This is a genomic window from Acidovorax sp. SUPP3434, assembly GCF_030159015.1.
Classification (GTDB): domain Bacteria; phylum Pseudomonadota; class Gammaproteobacteria; order Burkholderiales; family Burkholderiaceae_C; genus Paracidovorax.
Window position 1 is genome coordinate 1 of sequence record NZ_BQXL01000003.1, and the last position, 25,398, is coordinate 25,398.

At 69.1% G+C, this 25,398-nt stretch carries 22 protein-coding genes and 1 pseudogene; 6 read left to right on the top strand and 17 right to left on the bottom strand.

The genetic code is table 11. From position 1 onward, the window contains the following. Positions 1-533 (top strand): hypothetical protein (locus AVKW3434_RS06450; protein ID WP_284405202.1); only part of this gene is annotated, 533 nt, incomplete at its 5' end. Then, positions 530-841 (top strand): hypothetical protein, encoded by a 312-nt coding sequence (locus tag AVKW3434_RS06455; protein ID WP_284405203.1) that lies wholly within the window; start codon positions 530-532, stop codon positions 839-841. The genes AVKW3434_RS06450 and AVKW3434_RS06455, both read left to right, overlap by 4 nt. Before the next feature lie 131 nt (positions 842-972). Here the strand turns inward: AVKW3434_RS06455 and AVKW3434_RS06460 are convergent, their stop codons facing one another. From AVKW3434_RS06460 to AVKW3434_RS06470, 3 genes are read right to left on the bottom strand one after another with little or no spacing between them, the layout of a single operon-like run. Beyond that, positions 973-3,543, bottom strand: coding sequence for a hybrid sensor histidine kinase/response regulator (locus AVKW3434_RS06460; protein ID WP_284405204.1), 2,571 nt, complete (start codon positions 3,541-3,543; stop codon positions 973-975). 24 nt (positions 3,544-3,567) lie between these two features. Next, a complete protein-coding gene (locus AVKW3434_RS06465) occupies positions 3,568-3,882 on the bottom strand; it encodes a hypothetical protein (protein WP_284405205.1) in 315 nt (104 codons plus the stop codon). A gap of 47 nt (positions 3,883-3,929) precedes the next feature. Further along, entirely contained in the window at positions 3,930-5,276 is a 1,347-nt protein-coding gene (locus AVKW3434_RS06470) for an ABC transporter substrate-binding protein (protein WP_284405206.1), read from the bottom strand. Positions 5,277-5,571: 295 nt separating this feature from the next. Between AVKW3434_RS06470 and AVKW3434_RS06475 the strand changes: the two genes are divergently transcribed. Then, complete coding sequence (locus tag AVKW3434_RS06475) at positions 5,572-9,270, top strand: IPTL-CTERM sorting domain-containing protein (RefSeq protein ID WP_284405207.1); 3,699 nt, start codon at positions 5,572-5,574, stop codon at positions 9,268-9,270. A 116-nt stretch (positions 9,271-9,386) separates the two neighbouring features. On the opposite strand, the gene AVKW3434_RS06480 is transcribed toward AVKW3434_RS06475, so the two are convergent. Continuing rightward, complete coding sequence (locus AVKW3434_RS06480) at positions 9,387-10,085, bottom strand: response regulator transcription factor (RefSeq protein WP_284405208.1); 699 nt, start codon at positions 10,083-10,085, stop codon at positions 9,387-9,389. Between the two features lie 234 nt (positions 10,086-10,319). Between AVKW3434_RS06480 and AVKW3434_RS06485 the strand changes: the two genes are divergently transcribed. Beyond that, on the top strand, positions 10,320-10,886 hold the full coding sequence (locus AVKW3434_RS06485) for a hypothetical protein (RefSeq protein WP_284405209.1): 567 nt from the start codon (positions 10,320-10,322) through the stop codon (positions 10,884-10,886). Between the two features lie 29 nt (positions 10,887-10,915). On the opposite strand, the gene AVKW3434_RS06490 is transcribed toward AVKW3434_RS06485, so the two are convergent. The 7 genes from AVKW3434_RS06490 to AVKW3434_RS06520 all read right to left on the bottom strand — a co-directional run bounded on the left by AVKW3434_RS06490 (position 10,916) and on the right by AVKW3434_RS06520 (position 18,104). Then, positions 10,916-11,965: a serine/threonine protein kinase gene (locus AVKW3434_RS06490; RefSeq protein ID WP_272567088.1), complete on the bottom strand. Its 1,050-nt coding sequence runs from the start codon at positions 11,963-11,965 to the stop codon at positions 10,916-10,918. Continuing rightward, positions 11,958-13,403 (bottom strand): bifunctional serine/threonine-protein kinase/universal stress protein, encoded by a 1,446-nt coding sequence (locus tag AVKW3434_RS06495; RefSeq protein ID WP_284405210.1) that lies wholly within the window; start codon positions 13,401-13,403, stop codon positions 11,958-11,960. The genes AVKW3434_RS06490 and AVKW3434_RS06495 overlap by 8 nt, the downstream gene beginning before the upstream one ends. Positions 13,404-13,437: 34 nt before the next feature. Then, positions 13,438-14,196, bottom strand: coding sequence for a metallophosphoesterase family protein (locus tag AVKW3434_RS06500; protein WP_284405211.1), 759 nt, complete (start codon positions 14,194-14,196; stop codon positions 13,438-13,440). A 306-nt stretch (positions 14,197-14,502) separates the two neighbouring features. Then, on the bottom strand, positions 14,503-15,636 hold the full coding sequence (locus AVKW3434_RS06505) for a YopJ family acetyltransferase (RefSeq protein WP_284405212.1): 1,134 nt from the start codon (positions 15,634-15,636) through the stop codon (positions 14,503-14,505). A 357-nt stretch (positions 15,637-15,993) separates the two neighbouring features. Then, positions 15,994-16,410 (bottom strand): organic hydroperoxide resistance protein, encoded by a 417-nt coding sequence (locus AVKW3434_RS06510; protein WP_272567092.1) that lies wholly within the window; start codon positions 16,408-16,410, stop codon positions 15,994-15,996. Between the two features lie 96 nt (positions 16,411-16,506). Further along, positions 16,507-16,980, bottom strand: a complete 474-nt coding sequence (locus tag AVKW3434_RS06515; protein WP_284405213.1) for a MarR family winged helix-turn-helix transcriptional regulator — start codon at positions 16,978-16,980, stop codon at positions 16,507-16,509. Between the two features lie 275 nt (positions 16,981-17,255). Next, a complete protein-coding gene (locus AVKW3434_RS06520) occupies positions 17,256-18,104 on the bottom strand; it encodes a 3-hydroxybutyryl-CoA dehydrogenase (RefSeq protein WP_284405214.1) in 849 nt (282 codons plus the stop codon). 140 nt (positions 18,105-18,244) lie between these two features. On the opposite strand from AVKW3434_RS06520, the gene AVKW3434_RS06525 reads away from it, so the two are divergent. Beyond that, complete coding sequence (locus AVKW3434_RS06525) at positions 18,245-19,834, top strand: GMC family oxidoreductase (protein WP_284405215.1); 1,590 nt, start codon at positions 18,245-18,247, stop codon at positions 19,832-19,834. Between the two features lie 48 nt (positions 19,835-19,882). Here the strand turns inward: AVKW3434_RS06525 and AVKW3434_RS06530 are convergent, their stop codons facing one another. The 6 genes and pseudogenes from AVKW3434_RS06530 to AVKW3434_RS24270 all read right to left on the bottom strand — a co-directional run. Next, positions 19,883-20,725: an ABC transporter permease gene (locus AVKW3434_RS06530; protein WP_284405216.1), complete on the bottom strand. Its 843-nt coding sequence runs from the start codon at positions 20,723-20,725 to the stop codon at positions 19,883-19,885. A 42-nt stretch (positions 20,726-20,767) separates the two neighbouring features. Next, positions 20,768-21,571 (bottom strand): anti-sigma factor, encoded by an 804-nt coding sequence (locus tag AVKW3434_RS06535; protein ID WP_284405217.1) that lies wholly within the window; start codon positions 21,569-21,571, stop codon positions 20,768-20,770. Next, a complete protein-coding gene (locus AVKW3434_RS06540; RefSeq protein WP_284405218.1) occupies positions 21,568-22,224 on the bottom strand; it encodes a sigma-70 family RNA polymerase sigma factor in 657 nt (218 codons plus the stop codon). Before AVKW3434_RS06540 ends, AVKW3434_RS06535 begins: the two co-directional genes overlap by 4 nt. A 47-nt stretch (positions 22,225-22,271) precedes the next feature. Continuing rightward, positions 22,272-22,841, bottom strand: a complete 570-nt coding sequence (locus tag AVKW3434_RS06545) for a DUF3455 domain-containing protein (protein WP_272567102.1) — start codon at positions 22,839-22,841, stop codon at positions 22,272-22,274. A gap of 151 nt (positions 22,842-22,992) precedes the next feature. Further along, a complete protein-coding gene (locus AVKW3434_RS24265; protein WP_498739044.1) occupies positions 22,993-23,334 on the bottom strand; it encodes an ATP-binding cassette domain-containing protein in 342 nt (113 codons plus the stop codon). A gap of 15 nt (positions 23,335-23,349) precedes the next feature. Next, positions 23,350-23,865, bottom strand: a pseudogene (locus tag AVKW3434_RS24270) (ATP-binding cassette domain-containing protein); the annotation flags it as partial. A gap of 161 nt (positions 23,866-24,026) precedes the next feature. On the opposite strand from AVKW3434_RS24270, the gene purT reads away from it, so the two are divergent. Next, complete coding sequence (purT, locus tag AVKW3434_RS06555) at positions 24,027-25,229, top strand: formate-dependent phosphoribosylglycinamide formyltransferase (protein WP_284405220.1); 1,203 nt, start codon at positions 24,027-24,029, stop codon at positions 25,227-25,229. The last annotated feature ends 169 nt before the right edge of the window (positions 25,230-25,398 follow it).

The window sequence follows — 25,398 nt, forward strand, 5'->3', positions numbered from 1 at the left end:
CCGCGGCATGGGTACAAAGTGCCTACTACCGGTATGGCCCAGCTATCACAGAATTCATTGCTGGGGCATCGGGTGTCAACGGCGCAGTGGTATCTCCGATGAGCCCGTTGGTGGCGCAGATTCCGACAACAGTTTCGCGAATGACGCCAGTTGCGAGAGCGGTAGCAGAGGGTGTGGAGTCAGGTGGGTTTTGCGCGAAAAATAGTGTAGATAAGCTAGTAGATATTTTTAGAGCAGTTGGTCCTGAAGAATTAAATAGCATTCATAAAAATGGAGCTTTTAAAAATCTGCCGGGTTTCGAGGGAAAATACTTCACAACTGATATGCGGGCCGCGGCGAGTTATGCGCAACAAGCGGTGAAAGGTTTCGGAGATCCTGCCTACACAATAGTGCAAAGTAAAGTGCCACAAAGTGTTATTAATCAACCTGGAATATCTGCTATTGTTGATCGTGGAATTCCGGCTTTTGTAATTCCAAATGGAAATTTGCCCAGTTTATTTCCAAGCGTTCTTAACTACTCTCCTTTGCCATGAAACGTATTTTTGCAAAAATAAATCTTTTCAGCAATATTGAAGGGGGGCGGTCTCAGCCAATACCTGCTGTTAACTTTGGTTGTCCGGTTTTTTTTGAAAATATTCCGGAGCTTGCTAATCATGCTTATGACTGCCGTCTGCTTATGTCTGAGTATGGTGGTTCAATATCGCCGGGTGATTGTGCCAAGTCCGTTCCTATAATTTTTCTCTCACAGGATGAAGTGCTTTTATATGCAAGGGTAGGAACGATTTTTAATTTGTGGGAAGGTAAGAAAATTGGCGTAGGTGAAATTGTAAAAATAGAATGAATTGGCCGTGGTGCGTCATTTCGGTCAGTCGTTGCTTTGTTGGTATCACGGAGAAAGCGATTGAGTTGTTCAAGCGCACACAGCCCAGCCCTTAACCCCTTATGGGTTGTCAATGGCGGTGCGATGGGGGCTCACACGCAACTCAAGGCCATTTTCAACTCCTGCAGCCCAAGAGCCATCGCTTCCTCGGACCATCGAATAAGCGCATCCACCTGTATCCCATCCTTGGCATCCGCCGCCATCTCCAGCGCCCGGGTAATCCCACTCAACCGTTGCAACCCAAAACTCCCAACGGTGCCCCCCAACTCATGGACTTCCTGCCGCAGGTGGTCCCAGGCCTCGGCGCGGCGGGCGTCATGGATGCGGTCCATGCGCTGCTCGCAGTCGAGAATGAATCGGGTGACCAGCGCGTCGAAGCGGTCAGTGGTGAAAACACTGCGCAGTTCCTCCAAGGCCTTTTGATCGAAGAAAGCATCCGCACCCGCTTCGGCAGCCCCTTTGACGAGGGCTGGCGGAGCGTGGTGGTCGTCGGCCTCTGCACTCGGTGATGTGAATGCCGTTGCAGGTGCCGGGGCCGCGGACGCCGAAGGCACCTCGTGCCCCCCCGGCACCAACCACCGCGACAGGGTGGCCCACAGCCTCTCCTCCAGCACCGGCTTGGCCAGGTGATCGTTCATGCCGGCCGCCCGGGTGCGCTCGATGTCCTGGCGCGCGGCGTTGGCGGTCATGGCAATGACGGGCAGGTGGGCGAAGCGCGGGTCCTGGCGCAGCGCGCGGGTGGCGGTAAGGCCGTCCATCACGGGCATCTGCATGTCCATCAGCACGGCGTCGTAGTGCGTGCCATCGGGCGCTTCGTTCAAGCGGCGCAGGGCTTCGGCGCCGTCGCTGGCGGTGTCCACGTGCAGGCCGCCGGATTCCAGCAGGCCTGCGGCCACGAGGCGGTTGAGTTCGTTGTCGTCCACCAGCAGCACGCGCAGGCCGGCCAGCGCCGCGGGGGCGCTCGGGGCGCGGGCGCCGCGCTCGCCCGGGGCGGGCAGGGCCGGGCGGGCGCTGCGCTGTACGCGGGCGGTGAACCAGAAGGTGCTGCCCGCGCCGGGCGCGCTGTGCACACCGGCATCGCCCCCCATCAGCAGGGCCAGTTGCCGCGAGATGGCCAAGCCCAGGCCCGTGCCGCCGAAGCGGCGGGTGATGGTGGCGTCGGCCTGGTGGAAGGCCTGGAAGAGGTGGGATTGCTGCTCGGTGGTGAGGCCGATGCCGGTGTCGCGCACGGCGCAGTGCAGCACCAGGTCGTCTTGCGCGCCCGCTCCGTCGGCATGCGGACCGTCGTCGGCTGGCGTGGGGGCGTGCACCGAGACGGTCACGGCGACTTCGCCCGCTTCGGTGAACTTGATGGCGTTGTTCACGAAGTTGACCAGCACCTGCCCGATGCGGTGCGGGTCGCCCAGCAGGTAGGGGGGCACGCCCTCGGCCACTGCCACGTGAAAGCGCAGGCCCTTGGCCTTGGCCTTGTCGTCGAACAGCTCCGACAGGTCGGCCAGCAGGGTGGGCAGCTCGAACGGCACGGTTTCCAGCACGAGGTGGCCGCCGTCGATCTTGGAGAAGTCGAGCGTGTCGTTGACGATGCCCAGTAGCCGGCGGCCGGCGCGGTACATCTGGTCCATGCGCTCGCGCTGCGCCGGCGCCAGGGCCTCGTCCTTGAGCGCGAGCTGGGCCAGGCCCAGGATGGCATTCAACGGGGTGCGGATCTCATGGCTCATCACGGCCAGGAAGGTGGCTTTCTCTTCGGCGGCCTGGGCCAGCGCGCGGGCCTGGTTCTTTTGCTCGGTGACGTCCAGCCACACGCCGTTGAACAGCACGGCGCCATCGGGCAGGCGCCGCGCGGTGGCCAGGGTCTTGAGCCACCGCGTGCGGTCGCCGTGCGCCACCTCGACGTCGAAGTCCAGCGGCTGCAAGGTGCGCAGGCTGTGCTCGAAGCGCTCGCGCAGCGCGTCCTGTCCGGACGGCGGCAGGCCGTAGGTCTGCTCCACGGGGCCTTCCAGGCGCAGCAGTTCGTGCGCGGGCCGGCCCTGCAGCTCGGCGGCCTTGTCGCTCACGAAGAGAAAGCGCTGCCAGCCATCGGGGCACACGTGCATCTGGAACACGGCGCCCGGGATGGCGCCGGTCAGGTCCACGAGCTGCTCGGACAGGCGGCGCGCCTCGGCGCTCGCGGCCACCTCGATGGCCAGGCGGTCGGCGCGCTGCATGCTTTCCTTGAACACCTGCAGCGCCTTGGCCATGGTGCCCACTTCGTCGCGCCGCTCGGTGCCGGTGACGGTGTCGTCGTATTCGCGGTCGGTGAGCCGTTCCATGTGCCGCGTGAGCCGCAGGATAGGGCGGGAGATCTGGAAGACGGCCACCCAGGACGACAGCGCGATCACCAGGGCCAGGCCGATGCCCACGGCCAGCGCGGTGGTCAGGATGGTGTCGCGCGTGACCTGTCCGAGCCGCACGGACGATTCCTGGAACTGCGTGACGGAGTCGTTGCGCTGCTGGTTCATGTTCTGCTGCAGCGCGCGCAGGGCGGGCTCGAACTCGCCGTGGATGATCTGCAGTGCCCGGTCGCCACGCCAGCGCGAGGCGGCATCGACGATGCGCGCGGCCAGCGCGAAGGCCGCCGTGGCGCGCTGGCGGATGGCCTGCAGCTGCGCGGCATTGGCGGGCACCAGGGCTTCGGTGGTGTCGATCTGCTAGTTGAACTGGGCCTGCAACTGGGCCAGGCGGGTCAGGGCGGCGCGCATGGTGGCCTCGTCCTGTTCGGTCAGCGCGGCATACACGAGGCGGCTCGATTCGCTCAGCAGCAGGGCGGCATCGCCGATGTGCAGCGCGCTCTGCGCCTCGCGCGCGATCAGCGCGTTGTACTGCTGGTCGATGCCGCGCATCTTGCTGGTGGCGTAGAGCATCGATGCCGTGGAGATGACACCCATCAGGCCCACGAGAAAGACGATCTTCGCGGTGAGCGGCAGGTGGGAGAAGGACCGCAGGACATACCGGGACAAGGACATGGTCGCTCCGTGGAAGGGTGGGCGCAAAAGCGGCGTGCGGGTGGGGGTCAGGGCTTGCGGGCGATGGCCGCGCGCAGCGCCGCCACGGCGCCGGGCGTGTCCAGCCGCCCCTGCAGGTGGCGGGTGACCACGTCGTACACGGCGGCCTTCACCGCGGAGGGATGGGCATTGCCCATGGCGATGGAGCCCATGAGGGTGCGGCGCATGTTGGCGCCGCGCAGGTCCGTGATGGCGCCCTGGCCGCAGCGGTTGAACGGGGCCTGCTGCACGTCCACGCGCGCGGGCGCCGCGCCGGTGCGCACGTTCACGGCCACCTGCAGGTCCGGGTCCATGAGGATGGAGGCGAAGCGCTCCTGCGCCGCGCGCTGGCGTGCGGGCTGCTTGAAGAAGACGAACTGGTCGCTGTTGAAGAGGTACATGCCCTGGGTGTCGGGAAAGCGCCAGCACTGGTAGTCGCGGTCGGGCCGCAGGCCCCGCACCTTGAATTCGCCATCCACCCAGCTGCCCTGCACCTGCAGCAGGGCCTGCCCGCCGGCGACGAGGTCGGTGGCCTGGTCCCAGCGGCGGCGCATGAATCCCGCGTCCAGGTACCGCGCCAGTTGCCGCATGCGCTCGAAGATCACGGTGGTGACCGGGGCGTCGAGCGCGGTCGGATCCAGGTCGAGAAAGGCGCGCCGGTAGAACGCCGCGCCGCCGGTGCCGGCCGCGACCGATTCGAACAGCAGCGTGTGTTCCCACGCTTCCTTGCCGATGGCCAGCGGCTGGATGCCGGCGGCGCGGGCCTGGTCGAGCAGGGCGATCAGGTCGTCCCAGGTGTCGGGCGGCGTGGCGGCTCCCAGCCGGCGGGCCAGGGACTGGTTGACCCAGAGCCAGTTGGTGGAATGCGCGTTGAACGGGGCCGCCACCCACTGGCCCTGCCATTTGGACAGTTGCTGGATCTCGTTGGGCACGACCTCGTCCCATTCCTCTCGCGCGGCGACGTCGTTCAGGTTCTCCAGCAGGCCGCGCCGCGCCCATTCGTGGATCTCGTAGCCGATCATCTGCGCGGCGGTGGGCACCCGCCCCGCGCGCACGCGGGCCGCCAGCACGTCGGTGTAGCGCGCGGTGCCGCTGCCGGGCGAGAAGTCTTCCTTCCAGGCCAGGCCGCGCTGGCGCGTGAAGTCACGGATCGCGTCCATGCTGGCCCGTTCGCCGCCCGTCACCCACCAGTGGAACACCTCCACGCCTGCCGGCTCGCTGCGGGCAGGCCCGGCGAGCGCGGCCAGCCAGGCCAGCCCGAGCCACAGCAGGGGGCGAAGCCGCCACCGCGCAACGGACCGGAGCGGTTGAGGACGGGGGGGACGAAGGGTGGGTGCGCCGGCAAAGGGGAACGCGGCAACGAAGGCGGACAGCATGCCGGCCAGTGTCCGCGATGGGCCGCGCGGGAAAGCCGCAGGCCCATTCGGTCGCTCGTTGCGGCGGGCGCTGCATGTGGTGCCGAACGCACAGATGCACAGCCGAATGTCAACAATTGTTGAATTCTGAAAACCGAAGAGCCCACCCCCTAGATTCGCGGCACTCCCGGCCACGCCGGCAAGGCACCGCGCGCCGGTCCTTCCTTGCCCTCCGACCCCATTGCGGCCCTCGCCAGGGCCCCAGTGGCGTCGCGGCGTTCCCGGACCTGCTCACTACAACAATCTGGAGATCGGTATGGTTCTTTCCTTTGCACGGCGGGCTGCGGGCCTGTTGTGGCCTGCTGCTTTCGCGTCTGCGCCCGCGCGCAGACCCGCCACCCGTCAAGGCCTGCCCGGCGGGCGGGGATACGGCCTGCTGCTGGCCGGGTGCCTGCTGGCACCCGGGGCCGTGCTGGCCCAGACCACCGACATCCTGGTCAACCAGGACGCGGTGCCCGCATCGGCCTCGGGCCCGGCGGGCGGCACCTTCCATTACGTGGTGACGGTGCGGCACAACACCGGCAGCGCGGCCACCGGCGTGGTCCTCACCGACAAACTGCCCGTGGGCGCGGTGTTCCAGTCGGTCACGACGACCCCGGCGGGCATGCCCTGCACGCCGGCCATCGCCCCTGGCACGGCCATCACGGTCGCCAACCAGACGGTGCAGTGCGACCTGGGCTCCATGGCGGTCAATTCCACGAAGGTGGTGGACTTCGAGGTGGTGCTTCCGACGGTCTCGACCAACTGGATCAACAACGCCCGCGTGACGCGCAACGAGACCGATTCGGACCCCAGCAACGACGCGCTGGACCGCCGCATCACCACGACCGAGGCCGCCGACCTGGCCCTGGCCGTCACCACCAACCCCACGGCGCCTCCCGGCAACCCGCTCTCGCCCGGCCAGCCCTACCGCTATGTGGTGGACGTGAGCAACCAGGGACCCATCGGCATTCCCGCCGCAGGGCGCGTGGAGGTCATGTTCAGCGTGCCCACGGGCGCCTCGTTCACCCGCGTGGGCGGCAGCAACGGATGGACCTGCACGCCCACGGCCTCGAATGCCTCGCCGCTCGTGTCCCCCGGCGCGCCGACGCCCGCCACGGTGGTCACCTGCTCGCATGCCGGTGCGCTGGCCAATGGCGGCACGGTGCCGTCGCTGGAGGTGGACGCCGCCCCCAATGTGACCGGCTCCATCACGACGTCGTTCTCGGTCAAGGGCTACAAGGATGCGTCCACGGAAATGCCCGACGGGCAGACCGCCAACAACACCGGCACGGCCGAAGTCAACGTGGCCGGCACGGCCTCGGATGTTTCCGTCACCAAGGCCGTGAACGGTGCCACGACTTATGGGCTCAACGACCAGGTGACCTACACGGTCACGCCCCGGCTGAACGGCGGCACCTTGCTCACCGGCGTGCCCGTGCAGGTGGTCGACACGCTGGGTGCGGGCCTGTCCTACGTCTCGGCCACGGGCACGGGATGGACCTGCACCCCGGCGGGCCAGGTGATCACCTGCGACCTGCCCGGCGGCTATGCGGGCGCCAACTTCAGCAACCTGCCGGTGATCACGGTGGTGGCTTCGGTGCAGCAGACGGGCACGCTGCCCAACACCGTCACGATCGACGCGCCGGGCCGCACCGATCCCGACACGACCAACAACGCGCCGGCCAGCGTCTTCATCACGGCGACCAACGTGGCCGACCTGCAGATCACGAAGACCGCGTCCAACTACGTGAACGGCCAGGGCGTGGCCGTGGCCATCGGCCAAAGCTACCAGTACCGCCTGACGGCGCGCAACCGCGGCCCGCTCGCCATCGCGGCGGCCGCCGCCACCGTGCCGGCCGCCCCGAGCATCGTCGTCACCGACTCGGTGCCCGCCGGCGTGACCCTGACCGGCCTGAACGCGGCCTCCGGCGCGGGCTGGACCTGCTCGGCACTGCCGCTGGTGGGCCCGGGCACCTTCACCTGCGAGCGCACGGCCGGACTGGCCGTGAATGCGAATGCCCCCGACATCGTGGTCAACGCAGTGCGCACGACCGCGGGCTCGGCCACCAACAACGCCTGCGTGAAGTTCAGCCCCGAGACGGGCGGCACCCGCGAGGACCCGTGGTACACCGACCCCGCGCACGGCATCAACTGCCAGGGCGTGGGCGTCGGCGCATCCGACCAGACCCCCGGCAACGAGGTGCAGGCGGACCTGAGCATCGTCAAATCCGTGGACAAACCCACGGTGCCTGCCGGCGACGTGCTGACTTACACGATGGTGGTGACCAACAACGGCACCAGCGCCGCCACCAACGTGAGCCTGCGCGACGTGCTGCCCAGCCTGGTGACCAGCGCATCGGCCCCGGGCCTGGTGTCGGTGAACACCACCGCCGGCACCTGCACGCCCTCGGGCGCGTCCAACGTCAACACCGCCACGCTGCTGTGCTCGCTCGGCACGCTCAACAGCGGCGCCAGCGCGACGGTGACCGTGGCGATCCGGCCCACGGTGGCCACCACCGCGAACCGCACCAACACCGCCACGGCCTATTCGCCCGAAGTGGTGGACCCGGTCCTGGGCAACAACACCGCATCGGTGACGAGCCAGGTCACGGCCCGGGTGGACCTGGTGGCCTCCAAGACCGTCTCGCCCACGCCGACCGCCATCTCGGGCGAGCCCATCACGTACGTGGTGCGCGCCAGGAACAACGGTCCGTCGTCGGCCGAGAACGTGTGGCTGAGGGACGTGCTGCCCGCCAACGCGGTGCTGATCGGCACGCCCGTCGCCTCCAACAGCGGCGTGTGCGATGCGGTGCCCGCCGGCAACGGCGGCACGCTGAACTGCCGCTGGGGCACCACGGGCAACAGCGCGTTCCTCGCCAACGGCGGCCAGTACGAGGTGACCTACCGAATGCGTGCGGCGGGCGCCTGGGCCCCGGGCGTGAAGCTCTCCAACACCGTCGAGATCGGCACCGCGACGGACGAGCCCGTGCTGACCAACAACCAGGCCGCGGCCGAGATCACGCTGACCCAGCCCGAACTGGACATCCTGGTGTCGATGGCGCACAGCGCCGACGCCATCGCCCTGGGCGCCGAGACGACCTACACCATCACGGTGAAGAACTCGGGCCCGTCGTTCGGCACGAACGTGGTGATGACGGACACGTTCCCGATCACCCACCCCACGAACGGCGCCTCTTCGGCCACGTTCGGCTTCACGGGCGGCCTGACGGTGGACCGGGGCGGCGTCTGCACGGTGCCCGCCATCGGCGCGACCTCGGGCAGCGTGTCGTGCACCTTCCCGGGCCTGGCCAAGGACGAGGTGGCCACCATCACGTTCAAGATGAAGGCGATGAGCCTGCCGGCCGGTGCCGCCTCGGGCACGATCTTCCACAGGGCCGTGGTGTCGGTGAGCGAAACGGAGTTCCTGCAGGGCGGGCAGAACACGCAGGTCAACAACACCACCTACGACCAGACCTCCACCAAGCGCGACCCGATCGCCACCGACCTGTCGATCCTGAAGGCTGGCCCGGATGGCCCGATCGCCCCGGGCTCGGACGTGGACTACACCTTCACCGTGCGCAACAACGGCAACCTGACCAGCAACGGCGCCCAGGTGGTGGACCCGCTGCCCGCGGGGCTGACGTTCGTCTCCTCGCCCGACTGCGTGGCCACGGGCACCTCGGTGACCTGCTCGGTGGGCGAGCTGCTGGCGGGCGCCAGCCGCACCCTGCGCGCCAAGACGCGCCTGGCGCAGCCCTACACCGGCAACGGACCGCTGGTGAACACGGCCACGCTGGACGCGCCGGGCGACACCGACCCCACCAACAACACGTCGAGCAAGACCACGACCGTGCAGCCCCCGCCCGATGCGATCACCAGCGTGCCGACGCTGTCGCAATGGGCGTTGATCCTGCTGTCGTGCCTGCTGGGCGGACTGGCGCTGCGCCAGTCCCACGGCCCGCGCCGGCGTTGACCTGCCATGGGGGGCTCGCCCCCAAGGAAGAAGGGCGGTCCCGAATGCGGGACCGCCCTTTTTTGATGAATGGCGGATCAGGGGGCTGAGAGAGGCGTCGGCGCTGGCGCGCAGGGTCAGGCGGACTGCGTGACATCGACCACGTCCAGGCGGTAGCCCATGCCATACACCGCATTGACGACATAGCCGTTCTCCGGCGACAGGGCCAGCTTGTTGCGCAGCCGCGAGACATGCGTGTCCAGCGAGCGCGAGGGCACGTCCTGCACCTCGCTCCAGACGCTCTGGCGCATGTGCTCGCGCGACAGCAGGCGGCCCGCGTTCTGGAACATGAACAGCGCCAGGTCGTATTCCTTGTTCTTCAGGTCCACGGCCGTGCCGTCCATCCACAGCGTGCGCGTCTTGGGCTCGAAGCGGTAGCGGCCGAAATCGAGCGTGCGTGCCACCGTGGACGGATACGCCCGGCGCAGCAGCGCCGCGGTGCGGGCCATGAGTTCGCCCATGCGGATCGGCTTGGGCATGAAGTCGTCGGCGCCGCAGTTGAGCGCCTCGACCACGTCCTGCTCGGCATTGCGGCGCGTCACGAACAGGATGGGCATCTGCGGCGCCAGGCCGGCGCGCAGGGTGCGCACCACTTCCATGCCGCTCATGTCGGGCAGGTGCCAGTCCACGATCAGCAGATCGAAGGTCTCGGTCCGCAGCGCCCTGAGCAGGCTGGTGCCCTCGGTGAAGGGGTGGAACAGGTGCCCCGCATGTTCGACAGAGGCCTGGATCAGCTCCATCAGGATCGGGTCGTCGTCAAGGGCAGCGATACGCATGGGGCACCAGCAAACGGCAAAGGCAATGGAATACGGATCGCCGGTGGGACGCGGCGAGGTGCCGAAACTACCTTTTAATTTCGCTATCGGTTGGAATGTGACAATTGTTAACATTCATCGAAAAATCCGCGGTATGTATTCGTGGCGTCGACGCATCGGTGGCGATTCGAGTGCGCCGGGGCCCCTTGTGTCGCGCGCAGACATGGCCGCATTTGCAGCCGCGGCTTCGTTTGAATGCTCCGGTCTTCGCCTTGCCTCGCCGTTGCCCAGCGCTTTCAGGGAATATGGCCCGTTCAAAATTTTGAGGACAGCTTCATGGGCAATTGCATCGGCGGCTCCAGCGGGAACGCTTCCGTTCGCCGCCATCAGGATCAAGCCACGGCAAGTACCAATGCCGGTGTGCAGGCCGAAGAATCGGCATCGGCTGCGTTCGGCGTCGATGCGGCGCTGTCCGGGCTGCGCTCCCGCGAACGGAGAATCAATGGACTGCTGGGCCCCGACACCAATGAGTTGCTTGGTTCGCCCGTGCGCAGGGAACTCGAATCCTTGCGCACGCGGGTGCAGTCAGCGGCGGGAGATTTGACGGCGCTGCAGCAAACGCTGAATCGCCAGAACTCTCAACGCATCGACCTGGGCGATGACCCGGTGGGTGCCGTGCGATTGTTGACCGCACAGTCCGAACGATTGGGAAGGCAAGTGGAGCCCGTCATCCAGAGACACGAGGAAGCCATCGACGACCTGCAGAACCGCACGGGCTTGGCAGCGGATCATCCGTCCATGCGCTTTCCGCAGGGCCGCTAAGGCCATCGAGCATCTTGTGCTCGCCGCTGTCAGGCCGACAGCGGCGCTTCCTGCATCGCCTCCATCTGCTCGCGCAGCATGTCCACCTGCCCGCGCCAGTAGTCGCTGCTGCCGAACCAGGGGAAGTTGATCGGAAAGATCGGGTCGTTCCAGCGGCGCGCCAGCCAGGCGCTGTAGTGGATCAGCCGCAGCGTGCGCAGCGGCTCGATCAGGGCCAGCTCGCGCCGGTCGAAGGGGCGGAACTGCTCGTAGCCGTCCAGCAGCGCGGACAGCTGCACGGTGCGCTGGCGGCGGTCGCCGGACAGCAGCATCCACAGGTCCTGCACGGCCGGGCCGGTGCGCGCATCGTCCAGGTCCACGAAGTGCGGGCCGCCGCCGGGCCGGTCGGTGGGCGTCCACAGCACGTTGCCGGGGTGGCAGTCGCCGTGCAGGCGCAGCGGGCGCGCATCCTTCAAGGCAAACGTGCCGCCTGCCGGGGTATTCCATGCACTTTGTGCTATTAATTTAATAGCATCTTCGCAGGCGCTGCGCCAGGCCGACTGCTGGTCCAGCGGGATGATCTCCTGGGCCAGCAGCCAGTCGTGCGGCTCCTGCGCGAAGGTGGCCGCGTCCAGCGCCGGGCGCAGCGCGAAGGGCCGGGCCTCGCCCACGGTGTGGATGCGGGCGAGGAAGCGGCCGATCCACTCCAGCACCTCGAAGTCGTCCAGCTCGGGCGTGCGCCCGCCGCGCCAGGGGCTGACCGAGAACGCGAAGCCCGCGTGCTGGTGCAGCGTGCGGCCCTGCAGCACCAGCGGCGCGACCATGGGCACCTCGGCCTGGGCGAGTTCGGCGGCGAACGCGTGCTCTTCCAGGATCTGCGCATCGCTCCAGCGGCCCGGCCGGTAGAACTTGGCCACGACGCGGCTGCCGTCTTCCAGCGACACCTGGTATACGCGGTTTTCGTACGAGCCCAGGGCCATGAGGCGGCCGTCGCCGTACAGGTCCACGCTGGCGAGCGCGTCCAGCACGAGGTCGGGGGTGAGGGGCGCGTAGGGATGCGAGGAAGAAGAGGTGGGCTCGGTGCCGGGCAGGTTATCCATGGGGGGCATTGTCGCCCCCGGCCAGTTCGGTGAAGGGCAACTGCTGCTTGACCAGGATGACGGTGCACGGCGCATCGCGCGCCACGCGGATCGGAATGGTGTCGATGAAGCGCTGCAGCGGCACGCCGTGCGTGGCCGCGCCCAGGATCATCACGCCCACGCGGTTGCCCTGGGCGTAGCGCACCAGGGCCTGGGCCACGTCGCTCGCCTCGATCACCTGGTGACTGGCGCTGTGGCCGGCCAGGTCCAGTCCGGCGGACCATTGACGCAGCCGCACCAGGTGGCGGCGGTGCAGCGTGGTTTCGCTGCGCTCGCTGTCCGATGCGCTGCTGGCCGAGGGCGAGATCACCGTCACGCAGGCCAGCCGCGCCCCGGGGCGGATGCCCAGCGAGCGCGCCGCCGCCTGGCGCAGCGAGTACAGCGTGGCATCGCTCGCGTCCTCGCCCGGCACGGCCACCATGAGGATGGGCGCCGCCTCGATCTGGCGCGCCGGCAGCGGGCTGGGCTGGTAGTGCATGCCCGCCGCCTTGAGCCAGCGGCGCAGGTGCGCCCGCACGCCCGGCCCGCGCAGGCGCCGGCCGCGCTCGGTGACCGGCACCTGCCCGGGGTGCGTGAGGTCGAAGGCCAGGTGCGCGGCCGACGGGTAGCGCTGCGCCGCCTCGGGCTCCAGGCAGCGCAGGATGATCTCCTGCAGCCACTCGGGCACCTGCGGCCGGTGGCGCCGAGGCGGCGCGGGCGTCATCCACAGCCGCTGGCGCAGGCCGCCGCGCGTGGTGGGCGCGCCGAAGGGCAGTTCGCCCGTGGCCAGTTCGTACAGCATCACGCCGATGGCGAAGAGGTCGCTGCGCAGGTCGCCGCGCACGCCCACCACCTGCTCGGGCGCGATCCAGGCGGGCGAGCCCACGGCCTCGCGCATCTCCTCGGCCAGCAGGTCGGGATAGTGGGCGTGGCACGAGAGGCCGAAATCCAGCAGCACCGCGCTGCCGTCCGCGCGCAGCAGCACGTTGGCGGGCTTGAGGTCGAGGTGGCACACGTTCTGCTGGTGCAGGCTGTGCGCGGCGTGCGCCATGGCCGCGCCCAGGCGGGCCACGGTGGCGGCGTCCGGCGGCTGCGGCAGGTCCAGCCAGTGCTGCAGCGTGTGGCCTGCGATGTATTCCATCACCAGGTAGGGCAGCCGCGCCAGGTCGCCCGCGGCGACGAAGCGCGGCACGTGGCTGCCGCTCAGCGTGGGCAGGATCTGCAGTTCCACCTCGAAGCCGACGATGGTCTCGGCGCCGTCGCCCGCCGTCATGCGCGGGATCTTCATCGCCAGCGCAAAGCCCGCGCCGCGCGCCGCGCCCGCATGGCCCACGCGGTACACGTGCGCCATGCCGCCCGCGTGCAGGCATTCGTGCACGACGAAGCCGTCCACTTCGGTGCCGGGCGCGAGCAGCTTCATGCGGGGCTCCGGGCGGGCCGGGCGATGGCGTGGCTCACCGCCCCAGCTCCAGCCGGTCGGCAAAGAACGCGGGCAGGCCGGCGGCGCGCACGGCGGCTGCGGCCGCGGCATGGTCGTAGGGTACGCGGTGGAAGGCGACCGTCGCGGCGTGGTCGTCGAACAGCGCATACATGGCGCGCACGTCGCGGTCGCGCGGCTGGCCCACGGAGCCCGCGACGCCCAGCCACTGGCGGTGCGGCGGCACCGGCACGGGCACGCCGGGCTGCGGCGCAAAGCGCATCAGCTTGGCGGTGGGGGTGAGGAAATACAGCGCCTGCTCGTGCACGTGGCCGCAGAACACGTAGCGGATGGCGGGGTCGAGCTGGCTGGCCGCGGCCATGCTGCGCTCGGCCGCGCCCGCGTCCTGCACGTAGTGCCAGTGGCTGGGCTGGTCGGCGCTGGCGTGCACCAGCAGCGTGTTCGCGCCCAGGCGACGCGTGAGCGGCAAGGTGGCCAGAAAGGCGCGGTGCCGGGGCGACAGCTGCGCATGCGTCCACTGCGCGCTCTGGTCGCCCATCTGGGTGGGCGTTGCGGGCGGCTCCAGCGCCGCGACGTCGTGGTTGCCCAGCACGCACGGCGCGCCCTGGGCCGCCAGGGCCATCGCCTGTTCGACCACGGCCACGGGGTCGCCGCCGTAGCCCACCAGGTCGCCCAGCAGCGCGAACTGCTCGGCGCCCTGGGCGCGGGCATGCGCCAGGCAGGCATCGAGGGCATGGCGATTGGCGTGGATGTCGGCGAGCAGGGCGATCTTCATGGCGGACGCGGCGGGTGCGCGAGGCTGGGGTCAAGGGGCCGGGAAGGCATCGGCCGGCGAGGGCGGGCCGCCTGCGATGATGGCCCCGAATGGTGCCATTGGCGGGGGTGAGTGCGCGGGAAGCGCAAAAAAGGTGCAATCCCGGCCGGATACCCGCTTCACCGGTCTCCCCCGTCCCGGTCGCGGAATTCTTTTTGCTATCTTTTGTGTAGCAATCGAGGCAATGAAATTCCCGGCGTGGCACATGAAAGACCATCCAATCAGAAGAACCGGCCAGGGGGCGACGCCCGAGGGGCGCCAAAGCCATTATTCGGGCGGCAGCGTGCGGGGATCGGGGCCCCACAGGCGTTGGCCCAGGTCCAGCGCGGCGATGTCGTCCGGCTCGCCGACGTCGTGGGCCACCATTCGGTCGAGCAGTGCCTGGCTCTCCGCTGGCGAGGCCGTGTGCAGGTACGCGATGGCGCGGCCGATGAAGGCGATGCGCTTGCGTTCGATGGAGTCGCTCACTTCCAGCATGTCGGACATGGTCCGGGGGCTGACGGGTTCGGCCCCGTCGTCGTCGCTGTCCGGCGCCATCGCGGCCTGCAGCAGAAAGGGCATTTTGTAGCGCTCCTGCCGATGGGCGTGGTGGCGGTCCGGCAGGCTTTCACCCCGGCGGTTCACCGCGGCGTCGGCCTGACCGGGGGCCTGTGCCTGTTTCCAGCCGTCGAGGCTGCTTTGCTTTTGGGCGTGCTTGAAAAACTCGGCGGGCAGGAAGTGCCTGCCCTCCAGCACCTGCACCGCGCCGTCTTGCGCCAGCGGCTGTGCGGTGCGGCCCAGCGCCGTGCGGGGTGGCTGGCCGGGCGATTCCAGGGCCTGCCGGTGAAGTGCGTTCAGGCGCTCCCCAGCCTGCGCGAACTTGGACGCCGCCGAGAGCGCAAAGATGCGGCAGCCTGAGTCGGACGTCTGGATGTCCAGCATGAACAGCGCCACCGTGCCGCCTTCGGGCAGCAGCCGAGCCAGCGCCGGCAGCACCTCGCTGGTGTAGCGGGCCTGGTTTTCCTGATTGAACCGGAGCGGGTCGGCGATCACGATGGATACGGCATCCGCGTGGCGCTGGAGATCGGCCGCCACGACGTGGTCTTCGCCGGGGGTGGGCAGCGTCAGGACCGCACGGGCGCGTTCGCCATCGGGCCGGGGCGCCGCGAACCATGCCCGCACCGCCGCAGGGCTCTCCAGCAGGGACAGCGGCAGAGACGGGTGGCGCGCGCTTTCGGCCGCCACCAACGTGGGCAGCATGGCTTGGTCGAAGACCTTGTCCAGTTCCTCCGTGCCCCAGTTGCCGTTCACCAGATCCGTGAAACGCCGGTGCAGATCCTGCAGCCGGGCGATGGCCTCGGACTGCACGGGCGACAGGGCGGCGGCCGTGCCGGCCCGGTGACCGATCGACGATGCTGTCATGCCCACGGAGCGGGGCCGGATGGGCGCGGCCCCCCGGGACAGGTGCAGCGCCGCGAGCGGGAGGTCCGGCGAGGGGTTCGAGCGCGTCGGAGCGGGGGCGGCCCTCGCCGCAGCGGTCGCCTCGTCCGGGCGGCGGTCAGGGGCCCTGCGGGTGCCGGAGTTGACGGGTAAGACCATTCGCATTCCTGTGGCTTGGCGAATGCAGGAGGGTCGCGCAGGCTGCTTGCCGGCACGGTGCGGGCCGCGAACGCATGGGCAGCGCAGCGAAGCGCCCTGCGCGCCACGGTCTGCGGCACCACGAAAAAAGCCCCCCGGCCGCGTTCAAACACGGCCGGGGGGCTTCGAGGCCGATGCCGATCAGGCCAGCGTGATCGTCACGTCGATATTGCCGCGCGTGGCGTTGGAGTAGGGGCAGACCTGGTGGGCGGCGTCCACCAGTTGCTGCGCCTGGGCGCGGTCCAGGCCGGGCAGGCTGACCTTCAGGCGGGCGGCGATGCCGTAGGCGTTGGGGATCTTGCCCAGGTCGACTTCGGCGTCCACGGACACGTCCTGTGGCACGGCGATCTTCAGCTGGCCGCCCACGGCCTTCAAGGCGCCGATGAAGCAGGCGGAATAGCCGGCGGCGAAGAGCTGCTCGGGGTTCGTGCCCGTGCCGCTGGTGCCGGGGGCGGAGAGCGTCACGTCCAGGCGTCCGTCATCGGTGCGCGAGGCGCCGTCGCGGCCGCCGGTGGTGTGGGCGCGGGCGGTGTAGAGGACTTGGTCGAGCGATGGCATGGTGATTCCTTTGCAGTGAATGCCCGCGGTGCGGGCGGTTGAGGGACAAAAAAGACAACGAAAGCGAGAGCGACAAAAGCGGTGAGGACGGGGCTGCTAGCCGGAGCCGATCCGGCTGCGCAGCTGCTGCAGCTGCCGGGTCAGCGCGGTGAGTTCGGGCAGGGTGCACTGGCTGCTTTCCAGCACGCAGGTGGGAATGGCTTCGGCGCGGTCGCGCAGGGCCCGGCCGGCGGGGGTGAGCGTGGTGCGCACGCGGCGCTCGTCCTGCGCATCGCGCAGCCGCGTCACGAGGCCCGAGGCCTCCAGGCGCTTGAGCAGCGGGGTGAGCGTGCCGGAGTCGAGGAACAGGCGCTCGCCCAGTTCGGAGACGGTGATGCCGTCGCGCTCCCACAGCGACAGCATCACCAGGTACTGCGGGTAGGTGAGGCCGATGGACTCCAGCAGCGGCTTGTAGAGCTTGGTCATCGCCAGCGACGCGGAATACAGCGCGAAGCAGACCTGGTTGTCCAGCTGCAGCAGGGCGGGGCTGGGCGTGGAGACCGGGTGGGCGAGGGCGTCGGGGCGGGGCATGGGTTGGATTGTGATGCCCAATTCAATTGGGAGCAATTGAATTGGGCATCACCCCATCGGCGCTGGGGGCTTGACGAGCGGCGTGCAGGCGGCATCGCCGAATGGGTGTATCGCGGGGCGGTGGAAGGCAGCTGAACGTGTGTGCCCTGCTGCCGAGGGCATGCATAAAAACGGCCTCCACCGCAATGAATACTAGGGCATTGCGCTATTAAAAATATAGCAAAACTGGCCTCACCCATCGGAGGGGCTGAGGCTGCCCAGGCCCCAGGGCAAGCTCAGTACGCGTACACGCCGTGCCCGGTCTTGCGGCCCAGGCGGCCGGCGGCCACCATTTCCTTGAGCAGGGGGCAGGGGCGGTATTTGCTGTCGCCGAACTCGGTCAGGTACACGTTCATCACCGCCAGGCACACGTCCAGGCCGATCATGTCCGCCAGCGCCAGCGGGCCGATGGGCTGGTTGCAGCCGAGCTTCATGCCTGCATCGATGTCCTCGGGCGTGGCCAGGCCCTCGGCCAGCACGAAGAACGCCTCGTTGATCATCGGCACCAGGATGCGGTTGACCACGAAGCCGGGCGCGTTCTTCACGGTGATGGGGCTCTTGCCCAGCGACTCGGACAGGGCCTTCACCGTGTCGTGCGTGGCGTCGCTGGTCTGCAGGCCGCGGATGATCTCCACCAGCGCCATCATCGGCACCGGGTTGAAGAAATGCATGCCGATGAAGCGGTCGGGCCGCGACGTGGCGGCGGCCAGCTGCGTGATGGAGATCGACGAGGTGTTGGAGGCGATGATGACCTCCGGCGGCACGATGGCGTCCACCTGCTTCAGTATCTTCACCTTGAGCTCGTGGTTCTCGGTGGCCGCCTCGATCACGATCTGCGCGGCCTTGAGGTCGTCGTAGTTCGTCGAGGTGCGGATGCGCGAGAGGGCCGCGTCCTTGTCGGCGGCGGTGATCTTTTCCTTCTTGATGAGCCGGTCCAGGCTGCCGGCCACGGTGGCCAGGCCCTTTTGCACGGCGGCCTCCGAGATGTCCACCATCACCGCGTGGATGCCCGACACGGCACAGGCCTGCGCGATGCCGTTGCCCATGGTGCCTGCGCCGATGATGCCGACGGTCGTGATCGTCATATAAAGTCTTTCCGGCCAAATAGCCAAATCAAAAAAACAGGGGTTGCGCGGATCGGCGTGATCGTATCGGCAATCGCGGACGGCGCGGCCGGTACGACACCCCAGCGGCCGCGGCCACTGGCACAGAGGAGACAACGGACATGTTCGACTACATCGTGATCGGCGGTGGCTCGGCCGGCTGCGTGCTGGCGGGGCGCCTGACCGAAGACCCCGCCGTGCGCGTGTGCCTGCTGGAGGCCGGCCCGCCCGACACCAGCGCCCTCATCCACTGCCCGGCCGGCATCGCCCTGATGGCGCGCACCGGCGCCTTCGGCTGGGGGCAGCACACCACGCCGCAGCCCGGCCTGAACGGGCGCCGTGGCTACCAGCCGCGCGGCAAGGTGCTGGGCGGCTCCAGCTCGCTCAACGCCATGATCTACCTGCGCGGCCAGCCGGCCGACTACGACCACTGGGCCGCCGAGGGCAACCCGGGCTGGGCCTGGAGCGACGTGCTACCGTACTTTCGCCGCGCCGAGCACAACGAGCGCGGCGCCGACGCCTTTCACGGCACGGGCGGCCCGCTGAACGTGATGGACCTGCCGGCGCCCCACCGCATCGCGCGCGATTTCATCGAGGCCGGCGTGCAGGCCGGCCATGCGCGCAATCCCGACTTCAACGGCGCCACGCAGGAGGGCGTGGGCTGGTACCAGGTCACCCACCGCGCGGGCGAGCGCTTCAGCGCCGCCAAGGCCTACCTCGCCCCGCACCGCGGCCGGCCCAACCTGCAGGTGGTGACGCACGCGCGCGCCACGCGCATCCTGTTCGAGGGCCGGCGCGCGGTGGGCGTGGAGTACCGCCAGGGCGGGCAGTCGCACACGGTGCGCGCTGCGCGCGAGGTGCTGCTGAGCGCGGGCGCGCTGCTGTCGCCGCAGTTGCTGATGCTGTCGGGCGTGGGGCCGGGCGCGGCGCTGCAGCGCCACGGCGTCGCCGTGGTGCACGACCTGCCCGGCGTGGGCGAGCATCTGCACGACCACCCCGACGTGGTGCAGGTGATGGACGCGCCGCGCCTGACGGACCTGTTCGGCCTCTCGCCCACCGCCGCGTGGCAGATGCTGCGCGGGGTGCGCGAATGGCGGTCGCACCGGCGCGGCATGCTGGTGACCAATTTCGCCGAAGCCGGCGGCTTCATCCGGAGCCGACCCGAGGAGGCCGCGCCCGACCTGCAGCTGCACTTCGTGATCGGCAAGCTCGTCGACCACGGCCGCCGCACGGTGCTGGGCCACGGCTACTCGTGCCACGTGTGCCTGCTGCAGCCCCTGAGCCGCGGCCGGGTCACGCTGGCCGGCCCCGACCCGCACGCCCTGCCGCTGGTGGACCCGGCCTTCTTTGCCGATCCGGACGATCTGCAGCGCATGGTGCGCGACGTGCGCCGCATGCGCGAGTGGCTGGCGCAGCCGGCGCTGGCCACGCACGGCGCGCGCGAAATGCCGGCCTCGGCCGCAGCGCAGACCGACGAGGCCATCGGCCAGTTCATCCGCCAGCATGCCGACACGGTGTACCACCCGGTGGGCAGTTGCCGCATGGGGCCCGGCGCGATGGACGTGGTGGGCGCGGACCTGCGCGTGCACGGCCTGGACGGCCTGCGCGTGGTCGATGCGTCGGTCATGCCGCGCATCGTGAGCGGCAACACCAACGCGCCGACCATCATGGTCGCGGAAAAGGCCGTGGACCTGCTGCGCGCAGCGGCCTGAGGCGGATCGCGCAGCTACGCTGCTGGTGGGGCCTGAAGGCGTTTTCGATCAGGCCTGGAACCGCTTGCGCGTGAGCGCCAGCGCCGTCCAGAACGCCACCACCGTGGTGACCACCAGCACCAGGCCGTGGCGCAGCGGGTGGGCGGGCCACTGGTCCATGAACAGCGGGCGCACCAGTTCCACCGCGTTGGCCAGCGGCAGCCAGTCGGACACATGGCGCACCACGGCGGGCAGCTGCTCGCGCGGGAAGAACACGCCCGACAGGAACATCATCGGCGTGAGCACCAGGGTGAAGTAATAGGTGAAGAAGTCGTAGCCCTTGGCCAGCGCGTTGAAGATCAGCGCGATGCTGGAGAACATCACCCCCACGAACAGCAGCACGGGCCAGGCCACGAGCAGCTTGGGGCTGTGGCTGATCTTCAGTGCCAGCATCACGCCCAGGATGGCGGTGACGGTGAACACGGCCTTGAAGGCGGCCCACAGCATCTCGGCCAGCACCACGTTGTCCAGGCTGACCGGCGCGTTCATGATCCCGTCCCAGGTCTTTTGCACGTGCATGCGCGAGAAGGCCGAGTACAGCGCCTCGAAGCTGGCCGCGTTCATGGCGCTCATGCAGATGGAGCCGCTCGCCAGGAACAGGATGTAGGGCACCTGCGTGCCCCCCACGTTCACCTGGCCCACCAGCGCGCCCATGCCGTACCCGAAGGCGACCAGCCACATCAGCGGCTCGGCGATGTTGCCCACCAGGCTGGGGATGGCCAGCTTGCGCCACACCAGCAGGTTGCGCAGGAAGACGGGCCACCAGCGGGCGGACAGTTCGGGCGCGCGCCAGATCGATGGGGTGGCCGGTCGGGCCGGCGTGGCGTGGCTGGGGTGGGGGGCGGTGGACATGGCGCTATTGTGCGGCGGCCGAGCGACGGGCCGCGGCCGGGCTCACAGCACCTTCACCGCCCGGCCGATGTACTGGATCGGGCCGGTGGGCTTGCCGATGGGCGAGCCGCTCGGGGGCTCCAGCGTCAACTCGAACAACTGGTTGGGCTGCAGCGGCGGCAGCTTCTCCAGTGCCAGTTGCAATGACTGGCCGGGCTGGACCAGTCCCAGCGAGACCGGCCCGCTCCAGCTGTCGGCCTTGGTCCAGAACTCCAGCGCGCGGCCCGCGGGCACTTCGGCCACGCCCAGCGGAATGAGCTGGAGCGCGCTGGGCGAACTCGCCTGCACGACCCAGCCGGGCGCCTTGTCCTGCGGCGCCACCAGCACCACCATGAACTGCGGGGGCACGGCCTGCGGCGCCACGCGGGTGACCAGCACCGCGGCCAGCACGGCCGCCATGGCAAAGCCCGAGCCCGCCAGCCCGCGCCACAGGCCCAGGTGGTTCCACCAGTTTCGGGAAGGTGGGGCCGGCGCCGGCCGGGGTGCAGGCGACGCGGCCGGTGAATGGGAATGGAAATGGGAATGGGAATGGGCGGCGGGTGCGCTGGCCTGTGCGCCGTCGGCGGCCTGCAGCGAGGCATCGATGCGCGTCCACAGCTGCGCCGGCGGCGCGATCGGCTCGGCCAGCCCGGTCAGCGGCAGCAGCCGGGCTTCCCAGTCGGCCACGGCGCGCTGCAGGGCCGGGTCCGATGCCAGGCGCTGCGCCACGCGGGCGCGGGCGGCGGCGGACAAGGTGCCCAGCACGTACTCGCCGGCCAGCAGGTCCAGGTCTTCGGGCATGCCGGAATGGGGGGTCGGTGCGGTCATGCCATGCACTCCCGCAGCGAGGTCAGGCTGCGCCGTATCCACGCCTTCACGGTGCCCAGCGGCGCGCCCAGGCGTTCGGCGATCTCGCCGTGCGAGCAGCCATCCACATAGGCGTGCAGCACGCAGTTTCGCCGCGCCGGGTCCAGGCCCTCCAGGCAGTGCTGCAGGCGGCCCAGGCTGGCGTTGAGTTCGAAGGCTTCCGCGATCTCGCGGTGGGCCTGCACCGACTGCTCGGCCGCGAGGGCCTGCACGGTGTCGTCGTCCACGTCGAGATGGCGGCCCGCATCGCGCACGGCGTTCAGGGCCAGGTTGCGCACCACGCTGTAGATCCAGCCGCGGGCGCTGCCCCGGCTGGCATCGAAGCTGCCGGCGCGCGTCCAGATGTTCACGCAGGCGTCGTGCACGATGTCCTCGGCCAGCGCCCGCTGCCGCACGATGCGCCAGGCCACGCCCAGCAGGCGCGGCCCCTCGTGCTCGTACAGGCGGCGCATGGCCTGCCGGTCGCCCGCCGCGCAGCGGGCCAGGGTGGCTTCGTAGTCGAAGTCGTCGTCAGCGGCAGGCGTGGAAGGCAAGGGGCGGTGGCTCCAGCGGTCGAAGGCCGGGCGCTGGCGTCGATCGGCCGCCCGGAACGTGGGCCGCATGGTAGCCGACATGGCCGTGCTCCAAAGGCTTTCGACCCTGAAAGACCCGCCCTTGGCCGTCAGGCGGCCTTCCAGAAGATGTAGTCGGCCTGGTACTTCACGGTCTGGCGGTCGCCCTTGTTGGTGGCGGTGCAGGCCGCGGCCGGGGCGACGCCGCCCTTGAGCGCCACGCGCTGGATGAAGGTCACGCCCGTCAGCGCGCCCGAGCCCATGGCCGGGTTGGCCTTCACGAGCTGGTAGGGCAGGTTGCCGGTGCCGGCCGGCGCCACGGCCAGCTGCGTGGCGGTGACCTTGGAGCCGTCCTGCGCCTCCCAGGTGGCGGGCGGGCCGTAATACGTGCCCACCTGCTTGCCGCTGCGGTCGTTCAGCACGGCCTTCGGTCCCACGAACACCCATTCGGTCTGGCCGGGCATGTTGGCCTTGTCGCGGCATTCGTAGGTGATGTCGCCCACGCCCACGGTTTCCCAGGCCACCTTGTTGCCGGCCGGCACCTTGATCGACTCAGGCAGGCTGTCCTGCGAGAACTTCGGGCCCGATGCCGACATGGAGCCGCAGGCCGCGAGCAGGGCCGCGGCGGCGATGGCGCCGGTCAGGGGGATGAGGCGAGAGAGCGTTGGCTGGATGGTCATGGCGTTTCCCTTGTCTTCGGTTGGGTTGAAAAAAGCAGCAGCAATCTCCGCTGCTGCAGGTACTACCCATGGGAACGCCGTTTGGATGCAGGGCCGCGCAAAATATTTTTTCGAAAGCCGCACGGGCCCGGTTTTCTACCAGGCGGCCGGTTCAGCCGTCTTCGCGGATCTGCCGGCCGGTGAGTTTCAGGAACAGGTCTTCCAGGTTGGCCGGCCGGTGCAGCGTGCGCAGGTGCCCGTGCGTGCTGAGGGCGGCCAGCAGCGGCCGGGCGTCGTGCGTGTAGAAAAACACCGTCTCGCCGCTCACTTCCACGCGGGCGGCGAGCGGGCGCAGGGCGGCGTCTTCGGCCAGCGCCACCGCGCCCACGCCGAACAGTTCCACCACGTCGGGCTCCAGGTGCTCGGCGATCAGCTCGCGCGGGCGGCCTTCGGCGATCTTGCGGCCGTGGTCCAGCACCAGCAGGCGCGAACACAGGCGCTCGGCCTCGTCCATGAAATGCGTGGTCAGCAGGATCGACTTGCCCTGCTGCACCAGTAATTGCAGGCGCTCCCACATCAGGTGGCGGGCCTGCGGGTCCAGGCCGGTGGTGGGCTCGTCCAGCAGCAGCAGGCGCGGGTCGTTCACCAGGGCGCGGGCCAGCGACAGGCGCCGCTTCATCCCGCCCGACAGCTCGCCCGGCTTGGCGCCGGCCTTGTGCGTGAGTGCCGCGAACTCCAGCAGGCGCGGCACGCGCTCCTGCATCACCGCGCCCTTGAGCCCGAAGTAGCGGCCGAAGATGCGCAGGTTCTCCGCGCAGGTGAAGTCCGGGTCCAGTGTGTCGAACTGCGTCACCACGCCCAGCTGCGCCTTGATGGCCAGCGCGTCCTGGGGCATGGCCAGCGGCGTGCCGGCCCCTTCCGGGTGGAAGTGCACGCTGCCGCCGTCGGGCGCGGTCAGGCCCAGGCACATGCGGATGGTGGTGGTCTTGCCGGCGCCGTTGGGGCCGATGACGCCCAGGCATTCGCCGGGCGCGATGGAGAACGAGACATCGTCGACCACCGTGGCATCGCCGTAGCGCTTGTGCAGGTGATCGATCTGGAGAAGGGGGAGATGCGCCATGGGCGTCTATTATTGTTCGCCGTCCTCCGGGACCGCGCCCCCGTTTTTTCCCGACCCTTCTTCTCCATTCCATCCCTTCACCTGCTATGACCACTCTCGGCACCCCTCTTTCGCCCTCGGCCACCAAAGTCATGCTGCTCGGCTCGGGCGAGCTGGGCAAGGAAGTCCTCATCGCCCTGCAGCGCCTGGGCGTGGAGACCATTGCCGTGGACCGCTACGAGAACGCGCCCGGCCAGCAGGTGGCCCACCACGCGCGCACCATCACCATGAGCGATCCGGCCCAGCTCAAGGCGCTCATCGAGGCCGAGCGGCCCCACCTCGTGGTGCCCGAGATCGAGGCCATCGCCACGCCCATGCTCGAAGAGCTGGAGGCCGCCGGCACCGTGCGCGTGATTCCCACCGCGCGCGCCGCGCGCCTGACCATGGACCGCGAAGGCATCCGCCGCCTGGCCGCCGAAACGCTGGGCCTGCCCACCAGCCCCTACCAATTCTGCAATTCGCTGGAAGAGCTGCAGGCGGCCATTGACGGCGGCATCGGCTACCCCTGCATCGTCAAGCCCGTGATGAGCAGCTCCGGCAAAGGCCAGAGCAAGATCGACGGCCCGGCCGACGTGCAAAAGGCCTGGGACTACGCCATGGCCGGCGGCCGCGTGAGCCATGGCCGCGTCATCGTCGAAGGCTTCATCGACTTCGACTACGAGATCACCCTGCTCACCGTGCGCGCGCTCGGCGAAGGCGGCCAGCCCGAGACGCACTTTTGCGAACCCATCGGCCACATCCAGGTCAGCGGCGACTACGTGGAAAGCTGGCAGCCCCAGCCCATGCGCCCCGCGGCCCTGGAGCGCGCCCGTGAGATCGCCAAGGCCGTGACCGACGACCTCGGCGGCCAGGGGCTCTTCGGGGTGGAACTGTTCGTGAAGGGCGATGCCGTGTGGTTCAGCGAGGTGAGCCCCCGCCCACACGACACGGGCCTGGTCACCCTGGCCACGCAGGTGCAGAGCGAGTTCGAGCTGCACGCGCGCGCCATCCTGGGCCTGCCCGTCAACACCGCCCTGCGCAGCCCGGGCGCCAGCGCCGTCATCTACGGCGGCATGGATGCGCAAGGCATCGCCTTCGACGGCGTGGATGAGGCCCTGCGCGTGCCGAACACCGACCTGCGCCTGTTTGGCAAGCCCGAGAGTTTCGAGAAGCGGCGCATGGGCGTGGCGCTGGCGTTCGATGCCGATGTCGAGGTGGCGCGGGAGCGTGCCAAGCTGGCGGCCGGCAAGGTCAGGCCACGCAAAGCGTAAGCATCGGCATTCACACCAACGATCCGACCGCGGTGGCGGGCGCTGTCGTCAGGGTCCGAATCGAAACGGCAGGCATGCGCGCAGCGTGCCGGCCCCCGGAGCGTGGCCTCCTTGCCGTGCGCCGCCGTGGGGCTCGCCCCTTCATCGCAACGGAATGGGAAAGCACCCG

Coding starts and splice junctions, on each gene's coding strand:
- AVKW3434_RS06455 (WP_284405203.1), top strand. CDS start 530: ATGAAACGTATTTTTGCAAAAATAAATCTTTTCAGCAATATTGAAGGG.
- AVKW3434_RS06465 (WP_284405205.1), bottom strand. CDS start 3,882: ATGTCCTTGTCCCGGTATGTCCTGCGGTCCTTCTCCCACCTGCCGCTC.
- AVKW3434_RS06470 (WP_284405206.1), bottom strand. CDS start 5,276: ATGCTGTCCGCCTTCGTTGCCGCGTTCCCCTTTGCCGGCGCACCCACC.
- AVKW3434_RS06475 (WP_284405207.1), top strand. CDS start 5,572: ATGGTTCTTTCCTTTGCACGGCGGGCTGCGGGCCTGTTGTGGCCTGCT.
- AVKW3434_RS06480 (WP_284405208.1), bottom strand. CDS start 10,085: ATGCGTATCGCTGCCCTTGACGACGACCCGATCCTGATGGAGCTGATC.
- AVKW3434_RS06485 (WP_284405209.1), top strand. CDS start 10,320: ATGCTCCGGTCTTCGCCTTGCCTCGCCGTTGCCCAGCGCTTTCAGGGA.
- AVKW3434_RS06490 (WP_272567088.1), bottom strand. CDS start 11,965: ATGGATAACCTGCCCGGCACCGAGCCCACCTCTTCTTCCTCGCATCCC.
- AVKW3434_RS06495 (WP_284405210.1), bottom strand. CDS start 13,403: ATGAAGCTGCTCGCGCCCGGCACCGAAGTGGACGGCTTCGTCGTGCAC.
- AVKW3434_RS06500 (WP_284405211.1), bottom strand. CDS start 14,196: ATGAAGATCGCCCTGCTCGCCGACATCCACGCCAATCGCCATGCCCTC.
- AVKW3434_RS06505 (WP_284405212.1), bottom strand. CDS start 15,636: ATGACAGCATCGTCGATCGGTCACCGGGCCGGCACGGCCGCCGCCCTG.
- AVKW3434_RS06510 (WP_272567092.1), bottom strand. CDS start 16,410: ATGCCATCGCTCGACCAAGTCCTCTACACCGCCCGCGCCCACACCACC.
- AVKW3434_RS06515 (WP_284405213.1), bottom strand. CDS start 16,980: ATGCCCCGCCCCGACGCCCTCGCCCACCCGGTCTCCACGCCCAGCCCC.
- AVKW3434_RS06520 (WP_284405214.1), bottom strand. CDS start 18,104: ATGACGATCACGACCGTCGGCATCATCGGCGCAGGCACCATGGGCAAC.
- AVKW3434_RS06525 (WP_284405215.1), top strand. CDS start 18,245: ATGTTCGACTACATCGTGATCGGCGGTGGCTCGGCCGGCTGCGTGCTG.
- AVKW3434_RS06530 (WP_284405216.1), bottom strand. CDS start 20,725: ATGTCCACCGCCCCCCACCCCAGCCACGCCACGCCGGCCCGACCGGCC.
- AVKW3434_RS06535 (WP_284405217.1), bottom strand. CDS start 21,571: ATGACCGCACCGACCCCCCATTCCGGCATGCCCGAAGACCTGGACCTG.
- AVKW3434_RS06540 (WP_284405218.1), bottom strand. CDS start 22,224: ATGTCGGCTACCATGCGGCCCACGTTCCGGGCGGCCGATCGACGCCAG.
- AVKW3434_RS06545 (WP_272567102.1), bottom strand. CDS start 22,841: ATGACCATCCAGCCAACGCTCTCTCGCCTCATCCCCCTGACCGGCGCC.
- AVKW3434_RS24265 (WP_498739044.1), bottom strand. CDS start 23,334: ATGGACGAGGCCGAGCGCCTGTGTTCGCGCCTGCTGGTGCTGGACCAC.
- purT (WP_284405220.1), top strand. CDS start 24,027: ATGACCACTCTCGGCACCCCTCTTTCGCCCTCGGCCACCAAAGTCATG.